The following is a 16,208-nucleotide window of genomic DNA, read 5'->3' as shown; positions in this document are numbered from 1 at the left end:
CTATTGCCCGTAGTAGGCGTGTTTGCCGTGCTTGCGCAGGAAATGTTTGTCCAGCAGCTCCGGCTGCATCGGGACGATGGCCGGCGCCAGCTGGCGCGTCGCCATCGCCATGATCGCCACCTCCTCCAGCACCACTGCGTTGTGCACCGCATCCGCCGCGTCCTTGCCCCAGGCGAACGGGCCGTGGGAGTAAACCAACACTCCCGGCACCTGCTGCGGATCGCGCCCCGCCTGACTGAAGGTCTCGATAATCACCTTGCCGGTTTCCCCCTCGTAATCCCCGGCGATCTCCGCCTCGCTCATCGGCCGGGTGCAGGGAATGTCACCGTAAAAGTAGTCGGCGTGGGTGGTGCCCAGCGCCGGGATCGGCTGCCCGGCCTGCGCCCAGATGGTGGCGTTGCGGCTGTGGGTGTGCACCACGCCGCCGATATCGGCGAAGGCGCGGTACAGCGCCAGGTGGGTGGCGGTGTCGGATGAAGGCTTGCGGTGCCCTTCGCGCACCTTGCCCTCCAGATCCACCACCACCAGATCCTCCAGCGTCATCGCCTCGTAGGCGATGCCCGAAGGTTTGATCACCACCAGCCCGCTCTGGCGGTCGATCGCCGAGACGTTGCCCCAGGTAAAGGTCACCAGCCCGTATGCCGGCAGGCTGAGGTTGGCGGCCAGCACCTGCCGCTTGAGTTCGTTCAGCATGCGATGCCTCCCTCATTCATCTGTTGTTCGATCCAGGCCTTGGCCTGGGCGATGCGTTGCTTATCCCGCCCGTCTTCGCGCGCCCACATCTCCAGCAGATAGGGGCCGCGATAGCCGAGCGCGTTGAGCACGGAAAAGGCGTGGGCGAAATCCACGCAGCCCTCGCCGAACGGCACGTCGCGGAACTGCCCGGCGCTGCCCGGCCCCACCGCGACGGTGTCTTTGAGGTGCACGGCGGTGATGTTGCCGATGCCCAGCGCCAGCTCGGCGGCGACGTCGTTGCCCCAGGCGCTGAGGTTGCCGAGATCGGGATACACCGTGAACCACGGGCTGTTGACGTGGCGGGCGATGTCGCGCCATTTGCTGATGCTGTTGATGAACGGCGTGTCCATCACCTCCACCGACAGCATCACCTGCGCCCTGGCGGCCTGCGTCGCCGCCCACTGCATGCCCTCGATAAAGCGTTCGCGGCTGTGGCGATCGGCGGGTTCGTAATAGACGTCGTAACCCGCCAGCTGGATGTTGCGGATGCCGAGATCCGTCGCCAGTTCCAGCGCCTTGCTCATCAGCACCCGCGCCCGTTCGCGGGTGGCGGCGTCGGCGCTGCCGAACGGATCGCGCCGGTGCGCCGACAGGCACAGGCTCGGCACCGTCACCCCGCTATCGAGCCGCGCCTGGATAAACGCCAGCCGCTGGCGGCGATCCCAGTCCAGCCGCTGTTGGCGCGCCGGCTGCTCGTCGATCGACATCTCCACAAATTCAAAGCCCAGCTCGGCGGCGGTGGCCAGCCGCTGCGGCCAGCTCAGATCGGCGGGCAGCGCCTTTTCATACAGCCCCAGACAGGCGGCGTTAGTCGTTTGCATCAGTCACCTCACTCAAAGCCTGGGCGACCGCCAGATAGCGCGCCTGCTGGGCGCGCAGGCGCCGATGGGCGGCGGTCGCGGGATAATAACAGCGCAATTTGGGCGGCGCGGCGGCGATCGCTTCGGCGAACCCGGCGTACTCCCCGGCGCCGACGGCGGCGCACAGGGCGGCGGCGCGGCAGCCTCCTTGGCGCGTTTCCACCACCTCGAGCGGCAGGTTGCCGGCGTCGGCGTACATCTGCATCCAGACCTCGGACTGCGTCGGCCCGCCGGTCATGCGCACCCGTTCGATGCGCGGGTTCAGCTGCACCATGCGTTCCTGATGGATCAGGTGCGAGAACACGATGCCCTGGTAGATCGCCTGCACCACGTCCGCCATCTCGTGGTGGGCGCTCAGGCCAATCAGCCCGCCCGGCGTGTTGCCGCCGAGGTTGGAGCCGTACAGATACGGCAGGAACAGCAGCCCGCTCGGCTGCTCGCGGCGCTCGGCCACCCAGGCGTTGAACTGGGCGTAGCGCTGCCGGTCGTCGGCGCAGAACTGGCGCAGAAACCAGGCCAAATTGCCGGCCGAGGTCGGGCTGCCTTCGTGCACGAAATAGCGGCCGTCGATGCAGTAGCGCCCCCAGGCGTAGGGATAATCGGCGGGAATGATGCGCTCGGTTACGCAGGTGGCGATCGACCAGGTGCCCGCCACCGCGCTGAGCGTGCGATCGTCGGCCACGCCGGAGCTGAGCGCCGCGCCCACCACGTCGAACAGGCCGCCGTATACCGCGGTGCCCGTTCGCAGGCCGCACTGCGCCGCCGCCGCGGCCGTCACCCACCCGGCCAGCTGCGCCGAGCCGATCACCGGCGCGGTCTTCTCCTGCGCCTCTTCGATGCCGAAGGCCGCCATCAGCGCCGGATCGTAAGCGCCGCTGTGCTGGTTAAACAGGTTGCTGCCGGAGATGTTGGTCACCTCGGCCGCCGCCTCGCCGGTGAGGCGAAAGCGCAGGTAGTCGTGCGCCATCAGGATGCGATCGACGGCGGCGTACTGCGCCGGCTGCCGCTGCTTCAGCCAGCGCAGCAGCAGCGCCGGGTGGCTGGGCCACAGCGGCTGCAGGCTGCGCGGGTAGGTCTGCGCGTCCACGCCGGCGCGGCGCAGCTCAGCCACCGTGGCCGCCGCGCGGTTGTCCGAAGAGAGGATGCCGTTGCCGACCGGTTTGCCGTGGCGATCGATGGCGTACAGCCCTTTGCCGTGCGCCGAGAAGCTGACGCCGCGCACCTGCCCGGCCTCCAGCCCCGCCGCGTGCAGCGTCTGGCGGATCGCCGCGCAAACGTCATCCCACAGCGCGTCCATATTGCGTTCGCTGAAGCCCGGCTGAGCGGCGATCGCCGCGCCGTCGCGCTCGGCGATCGCCAGTTCTTCGCCATCGGCCCGATACAGCCCGGCCTTGATCACCGTGCCGCCGACGTCTATGCCAAGAAAGACTGACATCGCGCCTCCTATTTGCGCCGCACGGAGCTGAGGTAGATGGCGGCCAGGATGATGCCGCCCTTCACCACATTCTGGATATACGGCGATACGTTCATCAGATTGAGGCCGTTGTTGAGCACCCCGAGCATCATCGCCCCCACCAGCGTGCCGACGATGGCGCCGCGCCCGCCGGAGATCGCCGCCCCGCCCAGCACCACCGCGGCGATGGCGTCCAGCTCGAAGCCTTCGCCGGCGTTGGGCTGCCCGCTCATCAGGCGCGAGGTCAGCACCAGCCCGGCCAGCGCGGCAGTCAGGCCGCTGATCACGTACACCAGCATCTTGTAACGCGGCACACGGATGCCGCTCAGGCGCGCCGCCTCTTCGTTGCCGCCCATCGCGTAGACGTAGCGGCCGAACGGCAGCTGATTGAGCATCAGCCAGGCCAGCACGTACACGCCGAGCATGATCAGGATCGGCACCTGAATGCCCAGCAGCGTGCCGCGGCCAAAGAATGAGAAAACGTCGGGCAGACCGGAGATCGGGTAGCCGCCGGTATAGAGCAGCGCCAGGCCGCGGGCGATGCCCATCGACGCCAGGGTGACAATGATCGGCGGCATGCGCAGGTAGGCGATGCAGGCGCCGTTGGCCAGGCCGAACAGCGCGCCGACCGCCAGCGCCGCCACCATCGCCAGCGGAATGGGCACCGCCGCCAGCATCAGCCCGGCGGCGACCGAGCCGGCCAGCGCCATTACCGGCCCCACCGAGAGATCGATGCCGCCGGTCAGGATGGCGCAGGTCATGCCCACCGCGATGATGGCGTTGATCGACACCTGGCGCGCCACGTTGGTCAGGTTGTTGACGCTGAGGAAGCTGTCGTTCAACAGGCTCATCAGCACGAACAGGATCACAAAGCCGATAAACGGCAAGACCGCCGGGTGATGCAGCAGTTTTTCCCAGCGCTTGCCGAGGCTGGGGCCGGCGGCGCGGCGCGCCACGGCGGGTTGTTCAATTCCGATCATAAGGCACTCCCGGTCGCGTGAAGCATGATGTGGTTGGATTCGATGTCGTCGCCGGTCAGCTCGGCGACGATGTGGCCGCCGCGAAACACCAGCACGCGGTCGCACACGCCGATGATCTCCGGCAGTTCGGAAGAAATCATGATGATGGAGATGCCCTGCTGGGTCAGTTGCTGCATCAGCTGGTAGATCTCGGCCTTGGCGCCCACGTCGATGCCGCGCGTCGGCTCGTCGAAGATCAGGATGTTGCAGTCATTGTTGAGCCAGCGGGCGATCACCACCTTCTGCTGGTTGCCGCCGCTCAGGGTGCTGACGGCAGTCTCGGCGTCCGGGGTTTTCACGCCCACGGCGCGGATCAGCCGCTGCACCACATCGCGATCCTTGCGGGCGCTGACGAAGATCTTGCCGCGCCGGTGGTGCCGGTTGAGGGTGATGTTCTGCGCCACCGAGAACGGCAGCACCAGGCCCTCGGTTTTGCGGCTCTCCGGCAGCAGGCCGATGCCCTGCGCCAGCGCCTGCGCCGGGGAGCACAGCGCCGCCGGTTGGCCGCCGAGGCTGACGCGTTTGCGGTGGCAGCGGCTGGCGCCGATCAGCGCCGAGACGGTCTCGGTGCGCCCGGAGCCCACCAGCCCGGCGAAGCCGAGGATCTCGCCTTTGTGCAGGTGGAAACGGTCGGTCGCGCCGTGCTTCTCGCGCTGGATCTCCGCCTCCAGCAGCACCGTCGCGGTATCGACCGGGTGCTGCTTCGCCGGGAAAGCGTTCTCGATTTTGCGCCCGACCATCAGCCGCACCAGTTCTTCCACGTTGGTGTCGCCGGTGGCCAGCGTTTCGATGTAGGCGCCGTCGCGCAGTACGGTGATGCGATCGCAGATGGTGAAGATCTCGTCCAGGTGGTGCGAGATAAACACCATGCCGACGCCCAGCAGCCGCAGATCGTTCATCACGCTGAACAGGTGCTCGGCCTCGCCCGGCGTCAGCGTGGCGGTCGGTTCATCCAGCACCAGCACCCGCGCCTCCAGCGACAGCGCCTTGGCGATCTCAACGAACTGCTGCTGTGCCACGCTCAGCTGCTCCACCGGGCAATCGAGATCGATAGTCACCGTCAGCCGCTTGAAGATCGCCTCGGCCTTGCGCCGCATCGCCCGCCGATCCAGCAGGCCCCAGCGGTTCCTGATCTCCCGGTTGAGGAAGATGTTGTCGATGGCGCTCATATAGGGAATCAACGAGAATTCCTGAAAAATAATGCCGACCCCGGCCTCGATCGCCTGGCGATAGTTGTTAAAGCGGCGCTGCTCGCCGTTGATAAAAATATCGCCCTCGTCCGGCTGATAGATGCCGCACATGATTTTCACCAGCGTCGATTTGCCGGCGCCGTTTTCGCCCAGCAGGGCGTGCACCTCGCCGCGTTGAATGGCCAGATCGATGCCGTCCAGCGCCTTCACGCCGGGAAAGCTTTTCTTGATTCGCTTCAGTTCCAGTAAAGGTGTCACCGCATTGCCCTCCGCGCCGAACGCCCCGCCGCAGCGGGGCGAACCTGGCCGCTGTTACCAGCTAAAGCCGGCCGCATTGCTGCGGTCGATCAGCTTCACTTTGACCGGCACGGTTTTCGGCACCGTGGCGCCCCAGTAGCGGGCCAGCGCAATGCCGAGCGCAATGCGCAGCTGGTCGCGCGGGAACTGCGCCGAGGTGGCGATAAACGGCGAATTCGGCTTGAGGATCTCTTTGATGGCTTCCGGCTGGCCGTCGACGCTCACCAGCTTGACCTTGGCGCCGTTGCTTTCGATCGCCGCCAGGGCGCCGAGTGCGCCGACGTCGTTGACGCTGAAGATGCCCGCCAGATCCGGCGCCGACTGCAGCATGTTTTCGGTCACGGTCAGCGCGGTGTCGCGTTCCTGCTTGCCGTTTTGCTTGGTGACGATCTTGATGTCGGGGTATTTTTTCATCGCCGCTTCAAAGCCGCGCACGCGCTCCAGGATCGGCACCACCGGGATGCCGTCGAGGATCGCCACCTTGCCTTTGCCGCCCAGCGCTTTCGCCAGATATTCGCCCGCCTGGAAGCCGGCGTCGTAGTTTTCCGAGCCGACGAACGAATCCAGCGGCCCTTCCGCCTGCGCGTCGATCGCTACCACCACCGCGCCGGCCTTATGGGCGGAGATCACCGCCGACTGCACCCCCACCGAATCGGTCGGGTTGATCAGCAGGATATCCACCTTCTTCTGCAGCATGTCTTCCACGTCGCCGATCTGTTTGGCAACGTCATGGCGCGCATCGGCCACGTACACCTTGGCGCCGATATCCGCCGCCGCCTGATCCAACGCCTGTTTCATGGTGACAAAGTAGTCGTTGTTCATTTCCTGGAACGACATACCGATCGTGATTTGCTTGGCCAGCGCCACCTGGCTGGCCGCCAACATTCCACCGGCGACGATAAAAGGCAGGGTCTTTTTGAATAATGAAAACATAGCCAATTCTCCTGTAGGGAAGCTTCTTGTTGTGGTTATCAGAGCAACAGCATGTCTTTACATTTGGCCGACCGACCGGCCCCCCATTGCGGATGGGCCGGCGGTCGTGACTGCAACAGCGGTACGGCGGGAAAATCAGGGAACCAGGATCACCTTGATGGAATCGGTCGAGTCCGCCAGGGCGAAGGCTTCGTCCCAGTCGTTCAATGAATAGCTGTGGGTGACCACGCCGTTTGAGGTCACCAGCCCGCGCTCGAACAGATCGATGGCGATTTCATAGCTGTAGGGCGCCAGGTGCGCGCCGCGAATGTCCAGCTCTTTGCGATCGCCGATGATGGACCAGTCGACGGTGGTTTCCTTGCCAAATACGCTGAACTCCACGAAGCGGCCCAGCTTGCGGATCATCTGCAGCCCCTGGGTGACGCCGATCGGCGCGCCGGTGGCCTCGATATACACGTCGCAGCCGTAGCCGCCGGTCAGCGATTTGACAATCTGGTCGGCGTCTTCCTTCAGCGGGTTGATCACCACGTCGGCGCCGAATTCCTTCGCCAGCGCCAGCCGCTCGTCGATGGCGTCGATCACGATCAGTTTCTTCGGCGTCTTCAGGCGCGCCACCTGCACCATGCACAGCCCGAGCGGCCCGGCGCCGGCCAACACCACCACGTCGTCCAGCTGGATGTCGCCGCGCGCCACGGTGTGGATGGCGCAGGCCATCGGTTCGATCAGCACCGCGTCTTCATGGCTCAGGCTTTCCGGGATCTTGTGCACGATAGCGTTCTCGGAAAAGCGCATGTATTCCGCCATGCCGCCCTCCGCCACGTCTTTCTGGAAGCCGTAAATGTTATGCGTCTCACACATCCAGTAACTGCCGGATTTGCAGTAACGGCACTCCCAGCACGGCACGATCTGCTCGGCGATCACCCGCTCACCGATCCGGTATTTGCCTTCCGCGCCCTCGCCCAGCGCGGCGATGCGGCCGTAGAACTCATGTCCCGGCACCACCGGCGGTTTGACCCACGGGTTCTCCCCCCAAAACATCTGCGCGCCGTTCTTGCACTTGCAGTCGCCGGCGCAGATGCCGCAGCCTTCCACCTTGATCACCAGCTCGCGCGCCTTCGGCAGCGGCGTGGGCACCTGTTCGAAACGGTAGTCCTGCGGGCCGTGGCAAACGACCGCGCGCATTTTTTCCGGCAACTGGCTCATCTCTTCCTCCAATACACTCGTTAAACGCTTGAAAATTCTAAATGTTGACGTTGTCATTTTTATTCAACAAAAAACGAGCAGCGAAACAACATGTTAAATTTCAATAAATTAATCATAAAACATCTCGAAAACTCAAAATGACAACGTGAACATTGATCGACATATAACCAAAGCTGCAAAAATAATTGTTTGAGCAAAATCACAGTTCGTTAACATTGCGGCTAAAAATGCTACAAATGCGGATCGCGATCCCATTTACGGGATCGATGAGGATCGGGAGATGATCGAAACGGCAGGAAGAAGATGATTGGCAGGAATGCGGGCCAGGCATCGCGCCCGGCCCGATAAAGCGGGTTACTTCACTTCACCCATCGCTTTCAGCTTTTTGGACAGCTCGCGGCGCTCTTTGGACAGATCGGCATTTTTGATGATGTAGTCATCAACGCGATCTTCGTAGTCGCTGCGCATGTTGGCGATGATGCCCTGAATGTCTTCAATGCTCATGCCGGGCTTGATGTACTCGCTCAGGTTGTCGAGCAGCAGCACGCGCTTCTGGTTATCACGAATTTTCTTTTCGTTGTCGACGATTTCGCGTTGCAGTTTGTTTTTGCGGCGGAACATACGCACAAACTCCAGCACGTCCTGGAAACTTGGCTTATTTGCATTATCCATCTTTATACCCTTGCTTTAGTAATACACAGATTCATTTGCTTACGGCCACATGGCACCAAGATACAGGTTTGTGGCGGTCCGGCACAACAGTGATTGCCTTATCTTACCCACTTTGCCCCGGCGGCCAAAACCCAAAGCGCCGCCTTCATGATCTGACCCCTTATTCACGCCCGGCGGCGGTGCAAACCTGGAGCAAATCCCCCAACTCCTCCAGCTGTTGCGCCAGCTCCATGCTGAGCCAGACATAGCCGTAAATCGGCGCTTCGCCGTGCTGGCCGAGGCTGACCTCCTGCATCAGCGTTTTCAGCTCGCCCGCGATCTCCGCCAGCTGCCCCGCCGCCGCCTGCCGCTGCGCCTGTGGCCCTTCGCGCATCAGCAGCGCCAGCGATTCCAGCGAGCTCAGCGTCAGCAGTTGGGTGCTGCGCAGCGTGCGGGCGTTTAGCATGATGAAGTGCGTTTCGCGCGAAGCCCAGTAGGCGTCGGCCATCAGTTCCAGCGTGCACACCAGATTGCGGCTGAGGGTTTGCACCGCCTCGAACACCGCTTTGGGGATGCGGGTTTCCTTGCTGGCGGGCACGATCAGGCTGCGCAGCTTCACCACCTGATTCAACAGATCCTTGAGCTGCGGCTCCAGCCGCGGCCGCTCAATGACGTTCGGCGAAAAGTAGGCGCCGTAAATTCGGGCGGCGGTTTGCAGGCAGTCCGCCATTTGCATGCGCCACAGAATGTAGGCGCGCTGCGGGTAGATGCTGGTGAACAGCAGCGCCAGCAGCGAGCCGAAGATCACGTCGCCGCTGCGCCAAAGCGCAGTGTGCATGTCGCCGGCGCCCGCGCCGCACACCACCGCCAGCGTGATCCCCACCAGCAGCGCCATATACGGCCGTTTGCCGAGCGTCAGGTAACCGCAGACGAACATCACCACGCCGCACCAGACCAGCATCAGCGGCAGCGAATAGAGTTCCAGATACAGGGCGATCAGGCCGGACGCGGCGCCGAACACCGTGCCGGCAATGCGTTGCAGCGCCCGCTGCAGCACGTTGCCCCAAAACGAGATCGGCCCCATCACCACCACCAGGGTGATCAGCGGCCAGGTGCCTTCGGGCACCGCCAGCAGGCGGATCAGCAGAAAGGTCAGGATAAACGCCAGCCCGATGCGCACGCCGTGAACGACGCGATAGTGGCGATAGGTCAGCAGTTCAAGGGGAGAGATTTTTCGATCGAGGCGCACGATGCCTCCGATAAAGACCAGCCAGGCCGCTATTTTAGCGGAGGAAGCCCGGCGAGGAAAAGGCGAATGAGGCGTCCCCCATTCGCGGTCAGGCTCAGGCGGCGTACTTGTCGACCAGCGCGCGCAGAACGGCGGCGGTTTCGACATCCATCACGCCGTCATACTTCTGCGGACGGAAGTGCAGCTGGAACGCGCGCACCAGCTGGCGATAGCCTTCTGCGGTGTTCGCCGCCGAGGTGTCATAGCCGTATTGGGCGAACAGTTTCAGCAGATCGGCCTGCGCCGGCAGGCCCTGGCTGCAGTATTCCTGCTGGCGCTGCTGCTTGGTCGCTTCGTCATACCAGGCGCCGACGCCGGCCTGATACAGCTGCTGCCACGGGAACTGCGGGCCCGGATCGCTCTTGCGGCCCGGCGCGATGTCGGAGTGCGCCACCACGTTCACCGGCGAGATGTCCGGATAACGCTGCAGGATGTTCTGCGCCAGCTGGGTGACCGCCTCAATCTGCTGCGGATTGAACGGCGGGAAGGTGATGTTTTCACCGTCACCGCTCGCCAGGTTAACGATCTCGATGCCGATCGAGGTGTCGTTGATATTGCTGCGGGTGCCCCATTGGCTGCTGCCGGCATGCCAGGCGCGCTCGTTCTCGTCCACCAGGTTGAAAATGCGCACGCCGCTGAAGCCGGCCGCCTGATAGGTCGCCTCGGTCGGATCCGGCACCAGATAGTGCGCGCTGACCGATTTTCCGGTCAACGACGTCACCGAGTCGGCGAAGTTTTGCGCCGTGTAGTGCAGCACCAGAAAGCGCACGCGGTGGCCGAAGCTGGCGACCGATCGGTAGCTATTGTAATCAATCTTGTACATCGTAAAGTCCCTCTCTCGTTTGATTTCACTGAGCGGCTCCTCATCATGACAGGCCGCCCCGCACGGGTGAACCCTTGGCCCACCCTTTTGTTTTAGCTAATTGCTAAATTATGCGCAAGTGTTTTTTAGCAAAATCGTTATTTACCTTTTTGCTAAAGAGTGCGATCATTGCACGATGGAAACTAAAGAAATCAGGCGCAACAATCTGCGCGAATTGATGGCCCGCTACGCCCGGCAAGGCGTCAACCAGAATGAGTTCGCCACGCTGGTTGAGTCTTCCGCGCCGACGCTGAGCCAAATCATCGGGGAAAAATCCTCCCGCAATCTTGGCGACAATCTGGCCAGGCGGATCGAGGCCAGGCTGAATTTGCCCAAGGGCTGGTTCGACGTGTTTCACGAAAAGCAGCTGGTGCGCCCGTTTGACAACGTGGCGGCGGAGTCGGACTTCCAGCCCGCCCGTTTGAAACCGGTGGTATGGGAAGATACCGAACAAGACAAGGAAGAGTTTGTGGAAATCCCGCTGCTGGATATTGATTTTTCCGCCGGCGACGGCTGCTACGAAATCGTCGATCGCGAGGAGTTTTCGCTGATCTTCCGCCGTTACTATCTGCACAAGATGGGGGTGGCGGTCAACGCCGCGCGCATTATCCGCATCTCCGGCTCCAGCATGGAGCCGCGCCTGCAGGACGGTGACGTGGTCGGCATCAACACCGACGACACGCGCATCCGCGAGGGCAAGACCTACGCCATCCGCCACGGCAATTTGCTGCGGGTGAAGGTGCTGATCGAGCAGCCGGACGGCGGCGTCATCATCCGCTCCCTCAACCGGGAAGAGTACCAGGACGAGCATCTCAGCTATCAGCAGCGCAAGGAGCAACTGGTGGTGCTCGGCCGCGTCTTCTGGTCGTCTTCGTCCTGGTAGCAGAGCAACCTCGGGCGCCCGTTGCGCCCGGCGGTTATTTGAAGTCCACCACCATCTGCTGCTGGATAGACAGCCCGCGCGTCGACTGCACGCAGCCGGCGATGTAGTCGGTGAAACGCGGCGGTTTCGGCATGCCCAGCTTGAGGATCTTCTCGTTGCTGAAACGCACGTTGAGCATGGCGAACGAGCCGTACAGGCGCATCGCTTTGAGCATCAGCCGCTCGTTGCACGGGCCGAAAATGTCTTTCAGCTGACGGCGCATTTTCACCAGCGCGTCATAGGTCACCTGCGCATACTCATCGCCCACCGGCGCTTTTTCCAGGGCCGCCGCCATGGCGTTGTCAATTTCAGCAAAGCTGACGCTGCTCTCCTCACCGGCGGAGATGTGATAAACGTCGTTCTCCAGCGTTTCGCTGTTCATCAGCATCACCAGCGCATCCGCGCAGTAGTCCGCCGGGATCACGTCGATATTGTCCTGCAGCGAGCACATGAACTTGCGCAGCATCAGCGCCATGCCAAACACCCAGAAAATGCTGCTGGAAGGCTGGCAGCCCAGGCGGGTGTGCCCTACCACAATCGACGGACGAGCGATGGTCAACGGCATTTGCGGGCAGCGCTGGCGGATCAGCTGTTCGATGGTGGATTTGGAACGGGTATATTCCACCAGGTGCTCGGCGTCCTCCTCAAATTCGCCGCTCTCCGCCACCAGCGAACCCGGCTCCGGCGAACAGGACATGGCGGTGCCGACGTGCAGGAAGCGTTTTAATCCCGGCACCTGCGCCATTCTTTCAGCAAAAGCCAGAGTGCCTTCTACGTTTACCTTCCAAATGAGCGGGTTATTACCAAATGAAGCAACGGCCGCGCAGTTAATAACGTGCGTGACATTGTTAATACGTGCGTCAGTTAAAAAGTCGGCCGGCTCGGAAAGATCGCCCAACAATATATTTTCCATCGTAATTTTAGACAGCAGATTCGCGTCGATATTAAACTTTTCCATATTCGCACGAATACGGGCCAGCCCTTGCTGCGCATCATCGGCGCGCACCAGCAAAAGATAATTAATAGACTGATTTTCAATCAATAATTTTTCAAGAACTGCACCACCGAGAAAGCCGGTAGCGCCGGTCAACAGTAGCGTTTTCATCATTGTCACCCACATTGGCATTGAATGTGGGAGATTGTATCTGCGGATATTTAAACAAATATTAAATAGAATTACGGCGCCCAGACTCACTTTTCTTAATATTATCTTAAGGAATCTTTTGAAACATCCACCCTGGGTTTAGTAACAAAAGAACCGCGTAGATTCCATGATTAATCTCCGCCGTTTAAATACCATTGATGTAGTGCCTGATTTAATTTAACGGTCAATGTTATTTCTCTTTTCGTCCGTGGAGGACTTATGACCTATAACCAAAAAATCTGGTTGGGGGTTTTACTGCTGTGCACCCTGTTTTGGGGGGCGGTGATAAGCGGCGCCTGTTCGCTGTATAACCGGGCGGATCGCCTCAATGCGCACCAGGCGCAGAGCGAGTTCGCCGCGCGTCACAGTCTGACTTCCAGCTCACAGCAAAGCGCTCAGGCGTCCACCTCCCCTCGGAATGGGTAGGGACAAGACCCGCTAACGATCCTATTATACCCTAAGGTTAACAGGGAGATAACGATGGTTCGAAAGCTGGATAGCTTACCGCAGGCGCAACGCGAGAAAATAGAAACCGATTTGCTGGCCATCAGCGTGATCTACAACGAGCGCTACGGCATCGCCTCGACCCAGGCGGAAACAGAACGACAGATCCCCGACCACCTGCTCCCCTACTTTCATCAGCGGCTGGATTTCTATCGCCGTGCGTAATTGCGCGCATTTCGCTAACCGCCGCTTGGCATCGCTCCCCACGCCGTTACAATAGGGGCATATTGTATCCGCCACTGAAGAGACGCGATTTTGAGCAGCAAGGCAACGGCCACATTTTACATTCACGACTATGAGACCTTCGGCAAGAGCCCGTCGCTGGACCGCCCGGCGCAGTTCGCCGGCGTGCGCACCGATATGGATTTCAACATTATCGAAGAGCCGCTGGTCATCTACTGCGCCCCGGCCGACGACTACCTGCCGGAACCCGAGGCGGTGATGATCACCGGCATCACGCCGCAGGTGGCGCGAGCCAAAGGCGTTAACGAGGCCGAGTTCACCCGCCAAATCCATCAGGCCTTCAGCGTGGCCGGCACCTGCATTCTCGGTTACAACAACATCCGTTTCGATGACGAAGTGAGCCGCAATATCTTCTATCGCAACTTCTACGATCCCTATGCCTACAGCTGGCAAAACGGCAACTCGCGTTGGGATCTGCTGGATGTGATGCGCGCCTGCTACGCTCTGCGCCCGGACGGCATCGTTTGGCCGGAAAACGAAGACGGTTTCCCCAGCTTCCGCCTCGAACACCTCACGCGCGCCAACGGCGTCGAACACACGCAGGCTCACGATGCGATGTCGGACGTTTACGCCACCATCGCGATGGCCAAGCTGGTCAAGCAGGCGCAGCCGCGGCTGTTCGATTTCCTGCTGCAGCACCGCAACAAGCACAAGCTGAACGCCCTGATCGACGTCGCCGACATGACGCCGCTGGTGCACGTCTCCGGCATGTTCGGCGCGGCGCGCGGCAACACCAGCTGGGTGTCGCCGTTGGCCTGGCACCCGGACAACAAGAACGCGGTGATCATGTGCGATCTGGCCGGCGACATGACGCCGCTGTTGACGCTGAGCGCCGAGCAACTGCGTGAACGGCTGTACACCCGCCGCGACGATCTGGCGCCGGATCAGGCGCCGGTGCCGATCAAGCTGGTGCACATCAACAAATGTCCGGTGCTGGCGCCGGCCAAAACCTTGCTGCCGGAGAACGCCGAGCGGCTGGGCATCGATCGTCAGGCGTGTCTGCAAAATCTGCAGCTGCTGAAACAGCATCCGGAAGTGCGCGAGAAAGTGGTCGCGCTGTTCGCCGAAGCCGAGCCGTTCAAAGGCGCCGACGACGTCGACGCCCGCTTGTACGACGGTTTCTTCAGCGACGCCGACAAGGCGGCGATGAGGATTATCCAGCAGACCAAGCCGCAGAACCTGCCGGCGCTGGATCTGGCCTTCAGCGACGGCCGCATGAAAGAGCTGCTGTTCCGCTTCCGCGCGCGCAACTACCCGAATACGCTGGACGACGCCGAGCAGCGCCGCTGGCTGCAACACCGTCAGGAAGCCTTGAGCGCGGAGCGCGTGCAGAGCTATCTGCTGCAGCTCGAATCGCTGTATAACCTGCACGAAGGCGACAAAGAGAAAACCGCCCTGCTGAAAGCGCTGTTCGATTACGGCAAAGAGTTGGTGGGATAAAACCCGCAGCAAGCAGAAAAGGAAAAGGCCGCGAAAGCGGCCTTTTTTGTGGCTGAGGAGACGGCTCGCGCTTAGGCGGCGTCTTCGCTCGCTTGCGGCACCGGCAGACGGAAGCTGCGGGTGACGAAGGCCAGGTAGATCAGGCCGATGGCCGCCCAGACCAGGCCCAGCGTCATCGAGCTGGCTTCCAGGTTGATCCACAGCGCGCCGACGGTCAGTGCGCCCATAACCGGCAAGATCAGGTAGTTGAACGTGTCCTTCACGGTGCGGTTCATCTTGTCGCGAATATAGAACTGCGAGATCACCGACAGGTTGACGAAGGTGAAGGCCACCAGCGCCCCGAAGTTGATCAGCGCAGTCGCGGTCACCAGGTCAAACGACACTGCGGACAGCGCGATGGCGCCAACCAGCAGCACGTTCAGCGCCGGGGTACGCCACTTCGGATGCACATAGCCGAAGAAGCGAGTCGGGAACACGCCATCGCGGCCCATTACATACATCAGACGCGAAACGCCCGCGTGCGCCGCCATGCCTGACGCCAATACCGTCACGCAGGAGAACACCAGGATCACCGACTGGAAGAACTTGCCCGCCACGTACAGCATGATTTCAGGCTGCGACGCGTCAGGATCCTTGAAGCGCGAGATGTCCGGGAAATACAGCTGCACGAAGTAAGACACCACGATAAAGATGATGCCGCCGATCAGCGCCGTCAGGAAGATGGCTTTCGGGATCACTTTCTCTGCGTCTTTGGTTTCTTCGGACAGCGAGCTGATGCCGTCGAAGCCCAGGAACGAGAAGCACAGGATGGTCGCGCCGGTAATCATCGGCACCACGTGAGCGTTATCGGACCAGAACGGGCGGCTGCTGACCAGCGTACCGGCGCCTTCGCCGTGGTAAACGCCGTTGATCACCAGGCCCAGGAATACGATCATGATCGCCACCTGCACCACCACGATGATGGAGTTCAGGTTAGCCACCAGCTTGATGCCGCGCAGGTTGAAAATCGTCATCAACCCGACCAGCACCGCCACGAAGATCCAGGACGGGACGCCCGGGAAGATCGCTTCCAGGTAAATCTTGGCCAGCAAAATGTTGATCATCGGCATGAACAGGTAGTCCAGCAGCGATGACCAGCCCACCATAAAGCCGACGTGCGGACTGATGGCTTTCTGGGCGTAGGTGTAGGCGGAACCGGCGGAAGGGAACTTCTTCACCAGCTTGCCGTAGCTCAGGGCGGTAAACAGGATCGCCAGCAGAGCGAAGGCGTACGCGGTCGCGACGTGACCATCGGTCAGGCCGGATACGATGCCGAAGGTATCGAAGATGGTCATTGGCTGCAGATAAGCCAGACCCATCATCACTACCGGAACCAATGTCAGGGTTTTACGCAGCTGAGTGCGCTGAGCCGGAGCGGCGTTAAGGGTGTTATCGGACATTGTTCAGCCCCCCCTTACCTTGAGC

The 16,208-nt window shown here is 61.5% G+C and carries 16 protein-coding genes; 4 read left to right on the top strand and 12 right to left on the bottom strand.

Going from position 1 to position 16,208, the window contains the following annotated elements; all coding sequences use genetic code 11:
• The 10 genes from araD to CRO23_RS07675 form a co-directional block, all read right to left on the bottom strand.
• Positions 1-693: an L-ribulose-5-phosphate 4-epimerase gene (gene araD, locus CRO23_RS07720; protein ID WP_097101676.1), complete on the bottom strand. Its 693-nt coding sequence runs from the start codon at positions 691-693 to the stop codon at positions 1-3.
• The gene (locus tag CRO23_RS07715; RefSeq protein WP_097101675.1) at positions 687-1,556 is read right to left on the bottom strand and encodes an L-ribulose-5-phosphate 3-epimerase; all 870 of its coding nucleotides are present in this window, start codon (positions 1,554-1,556) and stop codon (positions 687-689) included. Before CRO23_RS07715 ends, araD begins: the two co-directional genes overlap by 7 nt.
• A complete protein-coding gene (locus CRO23_RS07710) occupies positions 1,543-3,030 on the bottom strand; it encodes an FGGY-family carbohydrate kinase (RefSeq protein ID WP_097101673.1) in 1,488 nt (495 codons plus the stop codon). The genes CRO23_RS07715 and CRO23_RS07710 overlap by 14 nt, the downstream gene beginning before the upstream one ends.
• A gap of 8 nt (positions 3,031-3,038) precedes the next feature.
• Positions 3,039-4,028, bottom strand: a complete 990-nt coding sequence (locus CRO23_RS07705; RefSeq protein WP_097101671.1) for an ABC transporter permease — start codon at positions 4,026-4,028, stop codon at positions 3,039-3,041.
• Entirely contained in the window at positions 4,025-5,515 is a 1,491-nt protein-coding gene (locus CRO23_RS07700; protein WP_097101669.1) for a sugar ABC transporter ATP-binding protein, read from the bottom strand. The genes CRO23_RS07705 and CRO23_RS07700 overlap by 4 nt, the downstream gene beginning before the upstream one ends.
• 54 nt (positions 5,516-5,569) lie before the next feature.
• Positions 5,570-6,487 (bottom strand): ABC transporter substrate-binding protein, encoded by a 918-nt coding sequence (locus CRO23_RS07695; RefSeq protein ID WP_016927010.1) that lies wholly within the window; start codon positions 6,485-6,487, stop codon positions 5,570-5,572.
• Between the two features lie 135 nt (positions 6,488-6,622).
• Positions 6,623-7,690: an erythritol/L-threitol dehydrogenase gene (locus CRO23_RS07690; RefSeq protein WP_016927009.1), complete on the bottom strand. Its 1,068-nt coding sequence runs from the start codon at positions 7,688-7,690 to the stop codon at positions 6,623-6,625.
• 354 nt (positions 7,691-8,044) lie between these two features.
• The gene (tmaR, locus tag CRO23_RS07685; RefSeq protein WP_004935612.1) at positions 8,045-8,362 is read right to left on the bottom strand and encodes a PTS system regulator TmaR; all 318 of its coding nucleotides are present in this window, start codon (positions 8,360-8,362) and stop codon (positions 8,045-8,047) included.
• 160 nt (positions 8,363-8,522) lie between these two features.
• Positions 8,523-9,590 (bottom strand): FUSC family protein, encoded by a 1,068-nt coding sequence (locus CRO23_RS07680; RefSeq protein ID WP_016927008.1) that lies wholly within the window; start codon positions 9,588-9,590, stop codon positions 8,523-8,525.
• Positions 9,591-9,684: 94 nt separating this feature from the next.
• A complete protein-coding gene (locus CRO23_RS07675; RefSeq protein WP_016927007.1) occupies positions 9,685-10,452 on the bottom strand; it encodes an N-acetylmuramoyl-L-alanine amidase in 768 nt (255 codons plus the stop codon).
• A gap of 175 nt (positions 10,453-10,627) precedes the next feature.
• Here CRO23_RS07675 and CRO23_RS07670 point away from each other — a divergent pair, with 175 nt between their 5' ends.
• The gene (locus CRO23_RS07670) at positions 10,628-11,374 is read left to right on the top strand and encodes a S24 family peptidase (protein WP_019453597.1); all 747 of its coding nucleotides are present in this window, start codon (positions 10,628-10,630) and stop codon (positions 11,372-11,374) included.
• Positions 11,375-11,408: 34 nt separating this feature from the next.
• Here the strand turns inward: CRO23_RS07670 and CRO23_RS07665 are convergent, their stop codons facing one another.
• Complete coding sequence (locus tag CRO23_RS07665; RefSeq protein ID WP_097103078.1) at positions 11,409-12,518, bottom strand: SDR family oxidoreductase; 1,110 nt, start codon at positions 12,516-12,518, stop codon at positions 11,409-11,411.
• A 258-nt stretch (positions 12,519-12,776) separates the two neighbouring features.
• Here CRO23_RS07665 and CRO23_RS07660 point away from each other — a divergent pair, with 258 nt between their 5' ends.
• The 3 genes from CRO23_RS07660 to sbcB all read left to right on the top strand — a co-directional run bounded on the left by CRO23_RS07660 (position 12,777) and on the right by sbcB (position 14,744).
• Entirely contained in the window at positions 12,777-12,983 is a 207-nt protein-coding gene (locus CRO23_RS07660; protein ID WP_016927004.1) for a hypothetical protein, read from the top strand.
• 54 nt (positions 12,984-13,037) lie between these two features.
• Complete coding sequence (locus CRO23_RS07655) at positions 13,038-13,226, top strand: DNA polymerase III subunit theta (RefSeq protein WP_016927003.1); 189 nt, start codon at positions 13,038-13,040, stop codon at positions 13,224-13,226.
• A gap of 90 nt (positions 13,227-13,316) precedes the next feature.
• The gene (gene sbcB, locus CRO23_RS07650) at positions 13,317-14,744 is read left to right on the top strand and encodes an exodeoxyribonuclease I (protein WP_016927002.1); all 1,428 of its coding nucleotides are present in this window, start codon (positions 13,317-13,319) and stop codon (positions 14,742-14,744) included.
• A 71-nt stretch (positions 14,745-14,815) separates the two neighbouring features.
• On the opposite strand, the gene CRO23_RS07645 is transcribed toward sbcB, so the two are convergent.
• On the bottom strand, positions 14,816-16,183 hold the full coding sequence (locus tag CRO23_RS07645; protein ID WP_004935642.1) for an APC family permease: 1,368 nt from the start codon (positions 16,181-16,183) through the stop codon (positions 14,816-14,818).
• Positions 16,184-16,208 lie beyond the last annotated feature (25 nt).

The organism is Serratia sp. JKS296 (genome assembly GCF_900215445.1).
GTDB lineage: Bacteria > Pseudomonadota > Gammaproteobacteria > Enterobacterales > Enterobacteriaceae > Serratia > Serratia marcescens.
Note: the sequence above shows the minus strand (reverse complement) of the source record. Positions and strands in the feature narration are given on the sequence as shown.

Excerpts from the sequence above, each read along its gene's own strand:
- CRO23_RS07645 (WP_004935642.1), bottom strand. The coding sequence starts at position 16,183 with ATGTCCGATAACACCCTTAACGCCGCTCCGGCTCAGCGCACTCAGCTG.
- CRO23_RS07670 (WP_019453597.1), top strand. The coding sequence starts at position 10,628 with ATGGAAACTAAAGAAATCAGGCGCAACAATCTGCGCGAATTGATGGCC.
- CRO23_RS07695 (WP_016927010.1), bottom strand. The coding sequence starts at position 6,487 with ATGTTTTCATTATTCAAAAAGACCCTGCCTTTTATCGTCGCCGGTGGA.
- CRO23_RS07675 (WP_016927007.1), bottom strand. The coding sequence starts at position 10,452 with ATGTACAAGATTGATTACAATAGCTACCGATCGGTCGCCAGCTTCGGC.
- araD (WP_097101676.1), bottom strand. The coding sequence starts at position 693 with ATGCTGAACGAACTCAAGCGGCAGGTGCTGGCCGCCAACCTCAGCCTG.
- CRO23_RS07690 (WP_016927009.1), bottom strand. The coding sequence starts at position 7,690 with ATGAGCCAGTTGCCGGAAAAAATGCGCGCGGTCGTTTGCCACGGCCCG.
- CRO23_RS07655 (WP_016927003.1), top strand. The coding sequence starts at position 13,038 with ATGGTTCGAAAGCTGGATAGCTTACCGCAGGCGCAACGCGAGAAAATA.
- CRO23_RS07665 (WP_097103078.1), bottom strand. The coding sequence starts at position 12,518 with ATGAAAACGCTACTGTTGACCGGCGCTACCGGCTTTCTCGGTGGTGCA.
- CRO23_RS07710 (WP_097101673.1), bottom strand. The coding sequence starts at position 3,030 with ATGTCAGTCTTTCTTGGCATAGACGTCGGCGGCACGGTGATCAAGGCC.
- CRO23_RS07715 (WP_097101675.1), bottom strand. The coding sequence starts at position 1,556 with ATGCAAACGACTAACGCCGCCTGTCTGGGGCTGTATGAAAAGGCGCTG.
- tmaR (WP_004935612.1), bottom strand. The coding sequence starts at position 8,362 with ATGGATAATGCAAATAAGCCAAGTTTCCAGGACGTGCTGGAGTTTGTG.
- CRO23_RS07660 (WP_016927004.1), top strand. The coding sequence starts at position 12,777 with ATGACCTATAACCAAAAAATCTGGTTGGGGGTTTTACTGCTGTGCACC.
- CRO23_RS07705 (WP_097101671.1), bottom strand. The coding sequence starts at position 4,028 with ATGATCGGAATTGAACAACCCGCCGTGGCGCGCCGCGCCGCCGGCCCC.